The organism is Streptomyces sp. NPDC031265 (assembly GCF_055570295.1).
On sequence record NZ_JBVIHM010000011.1, the window covers coordinates 190848 to 204269 of the forward strand.

14 protein-coding genes and 1 pseudogene are annotated in these 13422 nt (G+C 72.1%); 6 read left to right on the top strand and 9 right to left on the bottom strand.

The genetic code is table 11. The features are described 5' to 3' along the window. Positions 1-102 precede the first annotated feature (102 nt). Complete coding sequence (locus tag ACZ499_RS19240) at positions 103-1194, bottom strand: NADH:flavin oxidoreductase/NADH oxidase (protein ID WP_468676396.1); 1092 nt, start codon at positions 1192-1194, stop codon at positions 103-105. Between the two features lie 116 nt (positions 1195-1310). Between ACZ499_RS19240 and ACZ499_RS19245 the strand changes: the two genes are divergently transcribed. Next, positions 1311-1658 (top strand): ArsR/SmtB family transcription factor, encoded by a 348-nt coding sequence (locus tag ACZ499_RS19245; protein WP_468409371.1) that lies wholly within the window; start codon positions 1311-1313, stop codon positions 1656-1658. Positions 1659-1912: 254 nt separating this feature from the next. On the opposite strand, the gene ACZ499_RS19250 is transcribed toward ACZ499_RS19245, so the two are convergent. From ACZ499_RS19250 to ACZ499_RS19280, 7 genes and pseudogenes are all read right to left on the bottom strand, one after another. Further along, complete coding sequence (locus ACZ499_RS19250; protein ID WP_468676398.1) at positions 1913-3280, bottom strand: FAD-dependent oxidoreductase; 1368 nt, start codon at positions 3278-3280, stop codon at positions 1913-1915. 69 nt (positions 3281-3349) lie between these two features. Then, the gene (locus ACZ499_RS19255; protein ID WP_468676400.1) at positions 3350-3967 is read right to left on the bottom strand and encodes a TetR/AcrR family transcriptional regulator; all 618 of its coding nucleotides are present in this window, start codon (positions 3965-3967) and stop codon (positions 3350-3352) included. Positions 3968-4131: 164 nt separating this feature from the next. Beyond that, a pseudogene (locus ACZ499_RS19260) lies at positions 4132-4821 on the bottom strand (HAD family hydrolase); the annotation flags it as partial. A gap of 33 nt (positions 4822-4854) precedes the next feature. Further along, positions 4855-5547: a phosphatase PAP2 family protein gene (locus ACZ499_RS19265; RefSeq protein ID WP_468676403.1), complete on the bottom strand. Its 693-nt coding sequence runs from the start codon at positions 5545-5547 to the stop codon at positions 4855-4857. Positions 5548-5597: 50 nt separating this feature from the next. After that, positions 5598-6533, bottom strand: coding sequence for a M56 family metallopeptidase (locus ACZ499_RS19270; protein ID WP_385535344.1), 936 nt, complete (start codon positions 6531-6533; stop codon positions 5598-5600). A 150-nt stretch (positions 6534-6683) separates the two neighbouring features. Beyond that, complete coding sequence (locus ACZ499_RS19275; protein ID WP_468676404.1) at positions 6684-7268, bottom strand: DUF5134 domain-containing protein; 585 nt, start codon at positions 7266-7268, stop codon at positions 6684-6686. A 150-nt stretch (positions 7269-7418) separates the two neighbouring features. Next, entirely contained in the window at positions 7419-7805 is a 387-nt protein-coding gene (locus tag ACZ499_RS19280; RefSeq protein WP_385535348.1) for a VOC family protein, read from the bottom strand. A 75-nt stretch (positions 7806-7880) separates the two neighbouring features. On the opposite strand from ACZ499_RS19280, the gene ACZ499_RS19285 reads away from it, so the two are divergent. After that, the gene (locus ACZ499_RS19285) at positions 7881-8423 is read left to right on the top strand and encodes a GNAT family N-acetyltransferase (protein ID WP_385535351.1); all 543 of its coding nucleotides are present in this window, start codon (positions 7881-7883) and stop codon (positions 8421-8423) included. Between the two features lie 16 nt (positions 8424-8439). On the opposite strand, the gene ACZ499_RS19290 is transcribed toward ACZ499_RS19285, so the two are convergent. After that, positions 8440-9123 (bottom strand): glycerophosphodiester phosphodiesterase, encoded by a 684-nt coding sequence (locus ACZ499_RS19290; RefSeq protein WP_468676407.1) that lies wholly within the window; start codon positions 9121-9123, stop codon positions 8440-8442. A gap of 372 nt (positions 9124-9495) precedes the next feature. Here ACZ499_RS19290 and ACZ499_RS19295 point away from each other — a divergent pair, with 372 nt between their 5' ends. The 4 genes from ACZ499_RS19295 (at position 9496) to ACZ499_RS19310 (ending at position 13422) form a co-directional block, all read left to right on the top strand. Beyond that, positions 9496-10893 (top strand): DUF6421 family protein, encoded by a 1398-nt coding sequence (locus ACZ499_RS19295; RefSeq protein WP_468676410.1) that lies wholly within the window; start codon positions 9496-9498, stop codon positions 10891-10893. A 23-nt stretch (positions 10894-10916) separates the two neighbouring features. Further along, positions 10917-11678: an SDR family NAD(P)-dependent oxidoreductase gene (locus ACZ499_RS19300; RefSeq protein WP_468676412.1), complete on the top strand. Its 762-nt coding sequence runs from the start codon at positions 10917-10919 to the stop codon at positions 11676-11678. Further along, positions 11675-12736, top strand: a complete 1062-nt coding sequence (locus ACZ499_RS19305) for a threonine aldolase family protein (protein ID WP_468676475.1) — start codon at positions 11675-11677, stop codon at positions 12734-12736. Before ACZ499_RS19300 ends, ACZ499_RS19305 begins: the two co-directional genes overlap by 4 nt. Positions 12737-12822: 86 nt before the next feature. Further along, positions 12823-13422, top strand: a complete 600-nt coding sequence (locus ACZ499_RS19310; RefSeq protein WP_468676414.1) for a transglutaminase-like domain-containing protein — start codon at positions 12823-12825, stop codon at positions 13420-13422.

Below are 13422 nucleotides of genomic sequence, written 5' to 3' on the forward strand. Positions count from 1 at the left end.
GCGCGCCACGGGGGTTCCTGGCCGGGCGGCGACACGGCGAAGGGCCCGTTCACCGGGGTGAGCGGGCCCTTCGAGATCTTCTGAGAGCGGCCGGGGCCGGGTTCAGATCGCCCAGCCGTACTGGTCCGGCACCTGGACCTCTCCGCCCAGCTCATGTGCAGCCTGAAGGGCCCAGGACGGGTTGCGCAACAGCTCCCGGCCGAGCAGGATCGCGTCCGCCTCGCCGTTGGCCAGGATCTTCTCGGCCTGGGCCGGCTCGGTGATCAGGCCGACGGTGGCGACGGGCAGCGTGGTCTCGTTGCGTACCCGGGCCGCGAACGGCGCCTGGTAGCCGGGTGCGACCGGAATGCGCACCCCGGTCGCGTTGCCGCCGGTGGACACGTCCAGGAGGTCCACGCCGTGCTCCTTGAGCAGCGCGGCGAGGCGGACGGTGTCGTTGCCGTTCCAGCCGCCCTCCTCCAGCCAGTCCGTGGCCGAGATCCGGAAGAACAGCGGCAGCTCCTCGGGCCACACCGCCCGCACCGCGTCGACGACTTCGAGCGCGAAGCGGGTGCGGTTCTCGTACGAGCCGCCGTACGCGTCGGTGCGCTTGTTGGAGTGCGGGGAGAGGAACTCGCCGATCAGATAGCCGTGGGCGCCGTGGATCTCGACGACCTTGAACCCGGCGTCCCGCGCGCGCCGGGCCGCGTCGGCGAACTGGCCGACGATCTCCTTGATCTGATCAACCGCCAGCTCGGCCGGTACGGTGTGCCGCTCGCTGAACGGCACCGGGCTCGGCCCCACCGGCTGCCAGCCCTGCTCGTCACCGGCGGCGATCGGTGCGCCGCCGAGCCAGGGTCGGTCCGTCGACGCCTTGCGGCCGGCATGAGCTATTTGGATTCCGGGCACCGTGCCCTGCGCCTCCAGGAACGCGGTGATCCGGCGGAACGCCTCGACCTGGGTGTCGTTCCAGATGCCGAGGTCGGCAGGGGAGATCCGGCCCTCGGGGGCCACCGCGGTGGCCTCGACGAGGATCAGGCCCGTGCCGCCGGCCGCGCGAGCCGCGTAGTGGGCGAAGTGCCAGTCGTTCGCCACGCCCGCGTTCGGGCCGGACACCTCGGCGCTGTACTGGCACATGGGCGCCATCCAGGCCCGGTTCGGAATGGCCAGCGACCGCAGGGTGTAGGGCTCGAACAGGGCACTCGCAGCAGACACGGCAGACTCCATCCAGGACGGCCGAGGCACCACTGGGCGGCGCCGGGCTCGCTTCGTACGATACGCATCGTAGTACGGGAGATGTCAAACTACGATGGGTCTCGTACAATGAGTGCGTGTCCACAGCAACGAGCAAGCGCGAACTCGACCATCCGGCGCGCGGCGAGATCCGTCTGGAGGCGGTGCTGCACGCGCTCTCCGACCCGATCCGGCTGCGGGTGGTCCGTGAGCTGGCGGCTGCCGACGGCGCGCTCTCCTGCTCGTACTTCGACCTGCCCGTCACCAAGTCCACGACCACGCACCACTTCCGCGTGCTGCGCGAGAGCGGTGTCATCCAGCAGACCTACCGGGGCACCGCCAAGATGAACGGGCTGCGCCGGACCGACCTGGAGGAGCTCTTCCCCGGGCTGTTCGACCGGATCCTGGAGGCGGTGGCGCTCCAAGGGGAGCGGCTCGGCGGCTGAGCGCCGACTCGGTGGCTGAGTCCGGACTCGCGGCCGGGCCCGGACTCGGCGGCCCAGCGCCGCTCAGCCGCCGAGCCTGTCCAGCCCCGCTCACCCGTCACCGTGCCCAGCACACGAGGAAGCACTGCTCAAGCTGGTCGCGGCGGAGAAGGGCGGCGTCCTCGCCACCCTGGCACCCGCTCGGCCGTCGCGCGCCCCCAGCCCCGTTCAGCCCTCGCCCGTGCTCACCGCCGCTGAGCCCCCGCTCGGCCGCCTCACTCCTCGCCCGCCCCCAGCGCCGCCGCCAGCAGCCCGTCCCAGTCGGCGATCTTCACCGGCCCCCGGCCCAGCGAGCGCCCGAGCTCAGCCTCCGCCCGTTCGATGTCCAGCCAGCCCCGCCACTGGACCGGCCGCAGCCCCGACTCCCGCATGGCGTCCACGGGTTCGCCCTCGACGGGCCGCCGCGAGAGGGCTTCCGTGTCCTCCAGGAGCGAGGTCACCGTCTCCTTGGCGCACGGGCGGTTGGTGCCGATGACGCCGGTCGGGCCGCGCTTGATCCAGCCCGCCACGTACTCGCCGGGCGACGGCACGCCGTCGCGCAGGACGCGTCCGGCCGAGTGCGGGACCGTCCCCGTCGCCGGGTCGAACGGCAGGCCCGCCAGCGGCACGCCCAGATAGCCGACCGCCCGCAGCACCAGCTGCGCCTCGATCTCCTCGTACGTGCCGGTGCCGCGCACGCCCCCGGCCCCGTCCGGGGCCGTGTGCTCGAACCGGACCCCGCCCACCCGCCCGTCCCGCTCCAGGATCTCCACCGGGCGCAGGAAGAACCGCAGCCGCAGTGTGCGCTCCACGCCGCGCGGCTCGCGGTCCGCCGCCGCCCAGCCGCGCAGCACCTCGACGTTGCGGCGGACGGCGGCGGGCAGCGCGGAGGGGTCCGAGCAGGCCGGATCCAGAGCCAGTTCGGCGGCGTCCACCCCGGCCTCGGCGCCCGGCAGCGAGCCCAGCTCGCGCAGCTCCTTCGTGGTGAACTTCGCCTGCGAGGGGCCGCGCCGGGCGACCATGTGCACCTCGCGCACCCGGCTCGCCGCCAGCGCGCCCAGCGCCGCGTGCGGCACGTCGGTGGGGCGCAGCTCGTCGGCGCCGCGCGACAGGATGCGGGCCACGTCGACCGCCACGTTGCCCGCGCCGACGACGACGGCCGAGCGCGCGGTGAGCCATTCGAGGGAGAAGCCGTTCGCTCCGGCGTCGGGGTGGGCGCTGTACCAGGAGACGAAGTCGGTGGCCGAGCAGCTGCCCGGCAGGTCCTCGCCGGGAATGCCGAGCCGACGGTCGGTGGACGCGCCCACGCAGTACACCACCGCGTGGTAGAGCCGCAGCAGGCGCTCCGGCGAGACGCCCCCGGGGCCGATCTCGACGTGCCCGAGGAAGTTGATCCGCTCGTCCTCCAGGACGGTCCGCAGGTTGTTCTGGAGCGACTTGATCTTCTCGTGGTCGGGCGCCACCCCGTAGCGCACCAGTCCGTACGGGCAGGGCAGCCGGTCCAGGACGTCGACCCGCAGCCCCGGTACCGTGCTCTGGGTGACCAGGGACTGGGCGGTGTAGACCCCGCTCGGCCCGGAACCGACGACGGCTATGCGCAGCACGAAGGGTGCTCCCTTCCCGCAGGAGGATCCCACCAGGGACTCCAGCATCGCACCGGGGTGCGCGCGGCGTCAGGGGACGGCGAGGGGTTTCCCCTGCGGCGGCGGATCGCCGAGCTCCCAGTCGAGCCCGAACCGCTGGAACAGCTCGGCCCGCAGCCGGGGCACCTCCATGGGCGCGCCGGGCAGCAGCGCCGCGAAGACCGCGCCCATCAGGAGCGCGCGCAGCAGCGGGTAGTCGGCGTCCACGTCCGTCGAGCCGAACCGCTCCACGGTGTCCCGCAGCAGCCAGGACAGGCGCTGCTGCTCGGGGCACTGCACGAACCCCTCGGCCTGGAGGATCCCGGCCATATGGGCGCGCATCAGCACGGGGTGGACCTTGGTGAGGCTCAGTACGGCGTCGATGGCACGGGCGAGCCGCTCCCGGCCGTCGTCGGTCCGCGGCTCCTGCTCCAGGCCCGCCTCCAGGGTCAGGTGCATGACCCGGTGGACGGCCGACTGGAGCAGCTGGCGTTTGCCGGGGAAGTAGTACGAGACGAGACCGCGTGCCGAACCGGCCCGGTCGGCGATGTCGCCGAGGGTGGTCGCCTCGTAGCCGCGCTCCGCCACCAGCTCGACTGTCGCCTGGAGCAGCCGTTCGCGGGAACGTCGGCGCAACTCTTCATTGACCGATGCGCTGCGCGGGGACATGCTGTAACTCCTGCGTTGACTGGCTCTGAGCCAATATACTCAGGTCACCGTATGCGGGAACCCCTCCCGGGGGTTCTGGCCTGCGGATTTGCTGCCCTTTCTGGGTGACGCGGGGGATCACCCAGGAGGGGCGGCCCGTATGCGGCCTGCTCTTCGCCCCGGTCGACGACTTCCAGGACGGGGCTGAGCCCGGTCGGCCGCTCTTCGACCGGCAGGTGGTCCACGAAGTGGACGGCGCAGCCCAGTGCCGCGGCGCCGCCGTCCGCCCGGCGGTCGTCGCCCACCATCAGCACCTCGCCCGGCTCCCGCCCGATCGCCTCGCACGCCGCCCGGAACAGCCGCGCGTCCGGCTTCTGCACCCCGTGCTCGTACGACAGGACGTACGCGTCCACCAGGCCGTCCAGGTCATGGGCGCGGAAGACCGGCCGCAGGTCCCAGCCGATGTTGCTCACCACCGCCACGCGCGCGCCCCGCTCGCGCAGCCCGGTCAGGACCGCCCGCGCGTCGGGATAGGGGCGCCAGGCGGCAGGTGTCATGTGCCGTTCGTAGAGCGCGGTGTACAACTGCGGATCTGGCAGTGTCACCCGTTTCGCGAGCCCGGTGTACGCGGCCCGGTGGAGCTCGGCGCTGCGGTCGCGGGTCGTCCACAGCTCCGTCAGATGCGGCGGCACGTGCGACGGGTCCGCGCCGCCGGGCAGCGCCCCCGCCTCGGTCAACTCATCGGCGTACCGGGTGAGTTGTTCCTCCGGGAGAGTGATGCCTCTCTCGTCGAGGACGGCGTGGAGCCAGTCCCGCGTGGACTCGACGCGGAACAGCGTCCCGGAGAAGTCGAACAGCACACCCTTGATCGCCATGGCCGCGATCCTTCCCCGAGTGCCCCGGCCGGTTCAAGCCCCGTCGGCCGGATGCGGCCGGTTCGCGCCCCATTTCCCGTACGCCGCCGCCGACAGGGCCACCAGAGCCGCGCCGATCAGCCAGCCGCCGATCACGTCCGAGAGCCAGTGGACGCCGAGATAGACGCGGGTGAAGCCCACTCCGAGCACCGAGACGGCGCCGGCCGCGGCCACCGCCCGCCGCACCGCGGGCCGGGCGCCACGGGCGACGGCCAGCCACAGCAGGAGGCCGAATGTCACCGTCACGGTGAGCGCGTGGCCCGACGGGAAGGCCGCGTACGACGCGGAATCGACCGGATCCGGCCAGCTGGGCCGTTCCCGCCCGAGCGCCGCCTTCAGGCTCTGCTGGACGAACGTGCCCAGCGCGCTCGTCGCCGCCGCCCACATCGCCGGGCGCCGTCCGCCGCGTACGAAGAGGGCGACGACCACCACGGCCAGCAGGGCGCGCATCGTCCAGGTGTCCCAGACCCAGTCGGTGAGCACCCGGTTGACGTGGGTGAGCCCCGGCTCCGCCACGGCCCTCCTGTGGAGCCCGTCGGCGACCGCGCGGTCCAGGGACATCAGCGGCCCCCACCCGGCCGCCACAAGGGCCAGCAGGAGGCCGGATAGGGTCGCCAGGGCCGCGCCCGCGCGGGCCGGACCGGTGGCGAGGGCGGGGGCGCGCGTCGCCGGGGCTGCGATGGGCATGGGCTCGATCCTCGCTGAGTGCCGACGGGTCGATCTCGTGAGCGCGGGGGCTAGCCCAGGGCGCGCAGGCCCGGGACGAAGGCCACCAGCAGGGGCACGACCGGGACCAGGGCGGCCGCCGCGGTCAGCCGGAGCCGGTGGCCCGCGGTGAGCCGGGGCGAGGCGGCGAGCAGCCGCTTCACCCGCTGCGGGACCTCGCCGTGCGGGGCCGGGCAGGGGCCGAACAGACCCCGGTCCTCGTTGAGTTCGACCAGGGCGAGCGCGATCGTCAGCCGCCCGTACCGCCGCGAGGCGACGTCGTCCGCGGCCAGCTCCACCAGCCGGTGCATCTCGTCGCGGAAGGCCGCGAACACGGGGATCTTCGGGAATCCGTTGGCCAGCGCGGCCGAGCAGTTCAGCAGCCAGTGGTGGCGGGCGCGCGCGTGGCCCTGCTCATGGGCGAGCACGGCATCGAGCTGACGGCCTTTCAGGCGCCGAAGTGCCGCGGTGGTGATGACCAGTTGGGGGCTCGGTCCCGGCAGCCACCAGGCGTCCGGGCGCTGGGCCTCCAGGACCACCAGCGGCGCCCCGCCGGGCTCCTCGCCGGGCAGCAGCGGCGCGCGCACCAGCAGTTCCGAACGGCGTGCCCGGCGCCCCGCCCGCGCAGCGCGGATCTCCCGGGTGAGCATCGCGGCCGTCCAGGCGCCGCCGCAGAAGAGCAGGACCGCGAGCGCCGCCGACCAGGGGCCGTACGGCCCCAGCGCGTACGCGTCGACCACCGCGCGCGGGGCGGTCGCGAACACCTGCCCCCGTACCGTCTGCCAGGCCGCCGCCGCGCTGAAGACCATCGCGAGCGCGAAGCACAGCAGCACCGCGGCCACCACGCACTGCCAGACCCACAGCGCCACCACCGGCTCGCGCTCGGCCCAGTGGGCGCGCGCGAACAGCCGCGGGGCCACCACGGCGGCCACGACGCCGAGCGCCAGCAACGCGAGGCAGACCATCATGGCCTCAGCCTATGAGCGGGGCCGTCCCCATAGGTACGACCTCGCACACCAAGTGACGCACGCCACGTTTTGATCACGATCACCGGCGGGCGTCGCCGGGCGGACGTCAGGAGAGCCGCGGACGGGCCCCGGACGAACCCCCGGCGCACGTCAGAGGGCGAGCAGCATCGCCAGCATGGCCATGCCCATCGACAACCGGCACGCCAGCATCAGTTCGGGCCGCGCGCCCCAGCCGGGCGCACCGCCGTCGCGGGCCGGTCCCGCCGCGGGCAGCAGCCGCGCGCCCGTCGTGAGCACATAGCCCACGTAGTAGACGAGCAGCGCGCCGGTGACGAGCGGGATCCCGCCCGCGGGAGCCGTGTGGCCCCCGTGTGCCGCGTGGTCGTCCGGGGTGCTCATCGCCAGCGCCATGTAGACCATGGCGAGCGAGCCGATGATGTGGTGCAGATGGTGGCTGTGGCTGTGGCTGTGGCTGTGGCCGCGTGCGCGGGCGAGCCAGCCCGCCCGCAGGGCCGCGGCCCCGAAGACCCCCGCGTACGCGGCGAAGATCCAGGACGGCGGGGACGCGAACGCCGCCGGGACGGCCATCGCGGCCATGCCGAAGCCCATCACCGCCTCGCCCCCGGCCGAACTGCGCGCGCGTGCGCAGTCGCTGCGCAGCCGCAGTACGCAGTACGCGCCGGTGGCCGCGCACACCGCCACGAGCAGCCAGCCGGACAGCGCGGTTCCGTGCATGGCACACCTCCCCGCTCGACATGTCGCCCTGCCGAGGGGTCGATTCCCGTACGGGCCGTGTCGCACGCGGGCGCAAGGACACACAGGGGGGCGCGCGGGGAGCTCGGGTGCCGCCGGGCCACCGGCCTCGTCGCAGCGGGGTGGCCGAGGTCAGGGGCGGAAACGCAGCGGATGGTCGGCGGGCACCTCGACCACCGCGATCCGTACCCCGTCCGGGTCCTGGAGCCACATCTCGATCAGCCCCCACGGCTCGCGCACCGGAGGCCGCAGGATCTCCACCCCGCGCCCGGTCAGCTCCTCGTACGCCTGGGCCGCGTCCGCCACCTGGAGCCACAGCCGCAGCCCGGGCGCGGGGGGCGCATCGGCGCGGCCGGACACCTCCAGGAAGCCGCCGCCGAGGAAGTAGACCGTGCCGCGTTCCGGCCCCGTGCCGAACTCGCGGTAGACCGCGAGCCCCAACTGCCCGCCGTAGAAGGCGCGGGAGCGGTCGGGGTCGGTGGGGCGCAGAAGGGTTCTGCTGCTCAGCACATGCACCATGCCGAAGCAGCTTAGGGGCGGGGTTACGCTCGGGGTGCGCCCGCCACGTCATGATGCAGTTGGGAGAACGTTCGCATGGACACCACCCGCGCCGGAGAGCTGAGCTACCGGGACGCCACCGAGGCCGACGTCGAGGAGTTGGTCCCGCTCATCGAGTCGGCCTACCGCGGGGACTCCAGCCGGACCGGCTGGACCACCGAGGCGGACATCCTCGAAGGGCAGCGCACCGACCCGGAGGGGGTGCGCAAGGTGATCACCACGCCCGGCAGCCGGCTGCTCACGGTGGAGCGGGACGGCGCCATCGTCGCCTGCTGCCAGCTCGAACACCGCGGCCACGCCGCCTACTTCGGGATGTTCGCGGTCCGCCCCGGCCTCCAGGGCGGCGGCCTCGGCAAGGAGATCATCGCTGAGGCCGAGCGCTCCGCGCGCGAGGGCTGGGGGGTCACCGAGATGCACATGACGGTGATCTCGGTGCGGGACGAGCTGATCGCCTGGTACGAGCGGCGCGGCTACCGCCGTACGGGAAGGATGACGCCCTTCCCGTACGGCGACGAGCGCTTCGGCATCCCGCAGCGCCAGGACCTCGCCTTCGAGCTCCTGGTGAAGGAACTGGTCTAGCGGTACCGCGGGCGTTTCAGGCTGTGAACCGGCCGGTGCGGCGGATTTCCGGGTAGTCGGTCGTCGCGCCGTCCAGGCCCAGCGCGCGCACCAGCCGCAGATGGTCCTGGGTGTTCACCACCCACCCGATGACCTGTACGGACGCGGCGTGTGCCCGTTCCACGTCCTCCAGTGTGAGGCGGCGGATGTCGAGCGAGAGGGCGTGCGCGCCCACCGCCGTGGCCCGCTCCGCGACATCGCTGTCCCAGCGGCTCGCGACCAGGACCGTCCGCACCCCCGGCACCAGCGAGGACATCCGTGCGAGCGCCTCTTCGTGGAACGAGGAGACGGTCACGCGGCCGACGACATCGCGCGCGTGGATGACGCGCGCGAGCTCGTCGGCGGCCCTGACGTCCTTGATCTCGGCCTGGAGCGGTGAGCCGACCGCGTCCAGGACCTCGTCGAACAGGGGGATGCGCTCGCCCTGACCCGCGTCGAGCTCCCGCAGCTCGGCGACCGTCTTGTCGGCCACCGGGCCCTTTCCGTCCGTGGTGCGGTCCACCTCCGCGTCGTGCAGCACGACGAGCGCGCCGTCCTTGCTGAGGTGCAGATCCAGTTCGATGACGTCCATGCCCGAGCGTTCGGCGCGGACGAAGGAACGCAGGGTGTTCTCCGGCTCGACACCCATGACCCCGCGATGACCGATGGTGAGGAACGTCAAGACAGGCCTCGCTTCCGTCGACGGCGGTTTCCGCGCGGGCAGTCCCGTGCGCACGCGGCAGTGCCGCAGCCTAACGGCCGGGAGGCGCGTTGGACCCCGGCTCGCGCGGGGCAGTGGAGGCGCCCGCCCGGTTGCCGCGGGGCGTGCGGGGGCCTGACGGGTCACCCGGAGGTGGGCGAGTCCCCGGGCCCTTGACGCGGGGGAGTACTACGTCTGCGCCGTGGCAGAACCGAGCGCCCCTGCGGATCTCCGCAGGAAGAACAGCGGTCGGTGTGACGAAGCGCAGGATAATTTCCTGGGATCCCCCTTGAGTGGGGGAACCGAACACGGATACGGTGTCTTAACGCGAGGTTCTCCTGTGGAGGAAGTGACATGACGGAAATTCTTGTGCAGGACGTGGCTGCCGAAGGCGTGATCGCCGACCGGCCCGTGGTCGAGCACCCTGCCTGGTCCGTGCTCAAGAGTTCCGTCGAGGAGATCCGGCCCTGGCAGTCCAAGGACGGATCCATCGACTTCGACGCCGAGGGCGCACCGGCCCGCGCCGCCGTGGAGGCCGTGGTCGAGCGGATCGTGGCCGCGGTCGAGGAGCTCGCGCCGCTGGTGCCGCACGACGCCGCGTACCACCGCGCGCTCGTCGCCGACCTGCGCAAGTGGGCCGACAGCGCCTTCGACGTGCCGGACTTCCTGGACTCGCTGCTCGCCTTCCACCCGGCCGCCGACCGCGCCGACGGGCTGCAGCGCCTGGTCCTCTTCCCCATGTACACGCAGAACGGCAACCCGGACCGCAACTTCGAAGCGGTCGTGCTGCGCATGGTGTGGCCCGACTGGCTGGCCGAGCTGGAGGCCACCCGCTACGACAACCCGCTCTTCTGCGGCATCGCCTTCGAGGACTTCACCGCCGGGTACGACACCCACTCGGCCGTCCTCTTCCCGGAGACCATCGCCGTGCGCGAGGCGCCGGAGCGGTTCACCTGGGGCGGCATCTTCTGCGACCGCGAGGCCGCCCGCTTCCGCCGCGTCACCGAGGCGGCCGTCGACATCCTCGGCCTCGAACTGCCCGTGGACATCCGGGAGATGGTGGGCGACCAGGAGCGCTGCGAGAAGGCCTTCGTGCTCTGGGACATGGTCCACGACCGCACCCACAGCCACGGCGACCTGCCGTTCGACCCGTTCATGATCAAGCAGCGCCAGCCGTTCTGGATGTACGGCCTGGAGGAGCTGCGCTGCGACCTCACCGCCTTCAAGGAGGCCGTGAAGCTGGAGGCCGAGGGCAACCAGCACGGCCGCGACGTGCAGTATGCGGTGCTCTTCGACCGGATGTTCCGCTTCCCGGTCTCCGGCGACCGCAACCGCAACTACGACGGCCTCGGCGGCCAGCTGCTCTTCGCGTACCTGCACAAGCACGACGTGGTGCGCTGGACCGACAACAAGCTGCACATCGACTGGGAGCAGGCCCCGCGGGTCACCAACGAGCTCTGCGCCGAGATCGAGAAGCTCTACCGGGACGGCATCGACCGCCCGAAGCTGGTGCACTGGTTCGCCGCGTACGACCTGGTCTCCACCTACCTCGCGCCGCACCCGGGATCCCGCTGGGCCAAGGGCCCGGACGCCCTGGATCTCTCGCTGCCGCCGCGCAAACTCGTCGACGACGTGCTCGCGGACGAGTTTCCCCTGAGCATGTTCTATGAGGCGCTCGCCAAGAAGCTGAAGGACGTGATTGCCTCCACCAAGGGGATCACCGCGGCGAACGCCGAGCGAGCTGCCGCGTGAGCACTCGTGCGGAGGAGACGATCATGAACGGCAACGGGAATGGCAACGGGCCGCTGAGCGGCGCCGTGGTCGCGGTGGCCGGGGCAGCGGGCCCGGCGGGCCGCGCCGCCCTGCTCAGGCTCGCCGAGGCGGGTGCAATCGTGGTGGCGTCCGACGCGGACGCGACACGGCTGGCCGAGGCCGTCGACGCGGCGCGCTACGCCCATGGCGGGGCGACCGTCGTGGGCGACACCGTCGACCTGCTCGATCTGGGCGCCACCCGCGAGTGGGCGGCCAGGACCGAGAAGGAGTTCGGCCGGATCGACGGTCTGGTCCACCTCGTGGGCGGCTGGCGCGGCAGCGCCTCCTTCCCGGAGACCGACCTCGCCGACTGGGAGCTGCTGGAGAAGCTGCTCATCAAGACCGTGCAGCACACCTCGCTGGCCTTCCACGACGGGCTGCTGCGCAGCGATCGCGGCCGTTACGTACTGGTGAGCCAGTCCGGGGCGCACAAGCCCACCGCGAACAACGCCGCGTACAACGCGGGCAAGGCCGCGGCCGAGGCGTGGACCCTCTCGCTCGCCGACGCCTTCCGCAAGGCGGGGGGCGAGGACGGGCCGAACGCCGCTGCTGCCATCCTGGTGATCAAGGCACTGGTGCACGACGCGATGCGCGCCGAGCGCCCGAATGCGAAGTTCGCGGGCTTCACCGACGTCAAGGAGCTGGCCGAGGCCATCGCCGGAGTCTGGGACCGGCCCGCCGTGGAAGTGAATGGACAGCGCCTGTGGCTGACCCCCAAGCCGTGAAGACCGACGCGCGACGGCACCACGATCCCGAGGTGCGCGGCTTCGCCAGCGACAACTACGCGGGCGTGCACCCCGAGGTCCTGGCCGCCATCGCGCTCGCCAACGGCGGGCACCAGATCGCGTACGGAGAGGACGACTACACCGACCACCTCCAGCGCGTCATCCACAGCCACTTCGGTTCCCACGCCGAGGCGTTCCCGGTCTTCAACGGGACGGGCGCCAACGTCGTCGCCCTCCAGGCGCTGACCGATCGCTGGGGCTCGGTGATCTGCGCCGAGTCCGCGCACATCAACGTGGACGAGGGCGGCGCGCCGGAGCGCATGGCGGGCCTGAAGCTGCTCACCGTGGCGACGCCGGACGGCAAGCTGACCCCCGAGCTCATCGACCGGCAGGCCTGGGGCTGGGAGGACGAGCACCGCGCGATGCCGCAGGTCGTCTCGATCGCCCAGAACACCGAGCTGGGCACGGTCTACACGCCGGACGAGATCCGCGCGATCTGTGACCACGCCCACCAGCACGGCATGAAGGTGCACCTCGACGGCGCCCGGATAGCCAACGCGGCGGCGTCCCTGAACGTGCCGATGCGTGCGTTCACCAACGCCGCGGGTGTCGACGTGATCTCGTACGGCGGCACCAAGAACGGCATGCTCTTCGGCGAGGCCGTCGTCGTGCTCAACCCGGACGCGGTGCGCCGGATGAAGCACATCCGCAAGATGTCGATGCAGCTCGCCTCCAAGATGCGTTTCGTCTCGGTGCAGCTGGAGGCGCTGCTCGCCAAGGACCTGTGGCTGCGCAACGCGCGCCACGCCAACGCGATGGCGCAGCGCCTCGCCGAGGGCGTCCGCTCGGTCGACGGGGTCGAGATCCTCTACCCGGTCCAGGCGAACGCGGTCTTCGCCCGGCTGCCGCACGACGTGAGCGAGCGGCTGCAGAAGCGCTACCGGTTCTACTTCTGGGACGAGGCGGCCGGCGACGTCCGCTGGATGTGCTCGTACGACACCAGCGAGGACGACGTGGACGGCTTCCTCGCGGCGCTCAAGGAAGAGATGTCCCGCTAGGCGTCCCGCCGACTGGGCCGAATATTTATGCGGCCGATCGTAAAGTCATTGACTTGCGGTCGGCCGCTTTCGTACGCTCGCGTGCCATGCGACTCATCCAGCGGAACTCTGAACTCTCGGCGTATCTCGTATCGGACGAGGTCATCGATCACGAGCACCCGCTCGTAGGCGACCTCGCGGCGAAACTCGCGACCGTCGCACCCGACGCATACTCATACGCCAAGGTCGCCTTCGAATTCGTCCGCGACACCATCCCGCACTCCCAGGACGCGGGCGATCTCCGGGTCACCTGGCGGGCCTCCGACGTCCTGGAGCGGCGCACCGGCATCTGTTACGCCAAGTCCCACGCCTATGCCGCGCTGCTGCGGGCCGAGGGGATACCGGCGGCCCTCTGCTATCAGCGGCTCGCCGACGACGACGGCTCGAACCCCGTCCTGCACGGCCTGGTCGCCCTGAAGCTGCCCGGTGAGCGGGAGTGGGCGCGGCAGGACGTGCGCGGGAACAAGCCCGGGGTCGACGCCCAGTTCTCACTGGGGGAGGAGCGGCTGGCCTGGAAGGTGCGGCCGGAGTTCAGTGAGGTGGACTATCCGGTACTCTATGATGTACCGCATCCGGTGGTGCTGGCCGCTCTGAAGGCCGCGCCCGACCGTCCGCACCTCTGGCGGACGCTCCCGACCGAAATGTGA

What these genes read in the sequence shown, in the direction of transcription:
- ACZ499_RS19255 (WP_468676400.1), bottom strand. Translation starts at nt 3,967, where the DNA reads ATGTCCCCGCGCAGCGCATCGGTCAATGAAGAGTTGCGCCGACGTTCC.
- ACZ499_RS19265 (WP_468676403.1), bottom strand. Translation starts at nt 5,547, where the DNA reads ATGCCCATCGCAGCCCCGGCGACGCGCGCCCCCGCCCTCGCCACCGGT.
- ACZ499_RS19270 (WP_385535344.1), bottom strand. Translation starts at nt 6,533, where the DNA reads ATGATGGTCTGCCTCGCGTTGCTGGCGCTCGGCGTCGTGGCCGCCGTG.
- ACZ499_RS19275 (WP_468676404.1), bottom strand. Translation starts at nt 7,268, where the DNA reads ATGCACGGAACCGCGCTGTCCGGCTGGCTGCTCGTGGCGGTGTGCGCG.
- ACZ499_RS19280 (WP_385535348.1), bottom strand. Translation starts at nt 7,805, where the DNA reads ATGGTGCATGTGCTGAGCAGCAGAACCCTTCTGCGCCCCACCGACCCC.
- ACZ499_RS19285 (WP_385535351.1), top strand. Translation starts at nt 7,881, where the DNA reads ATGGACACCACCCGCGCCGGAGAGCTGAGCTACCGGGACGCCACCGAG.
- ACZ499_RS19295 (WP_468676410.1), top strand. Translation starts at nt 9,496, where the DNA reads ATGACGGAAATTCTTGTGCAGGACGTGGCTGCCGAAGGCGTGATCGCC.
- ACZ499_RS19300 (WP_468676412.1), top strand. Translation starts at nt 10,917, where the DNA reads ATGAACGGCAACGGGAATGGCAACGGGCCGCTGAGCGGCGCCGTGGTC.
- ACZ499_RS19310 (WP_468676414.1), top strand. Translation starts at nt 12,823, where the DNA reads ATGCGACTCATCCAGCGGAACTCTGAACTCTCGGCGTATCTCGTATCG.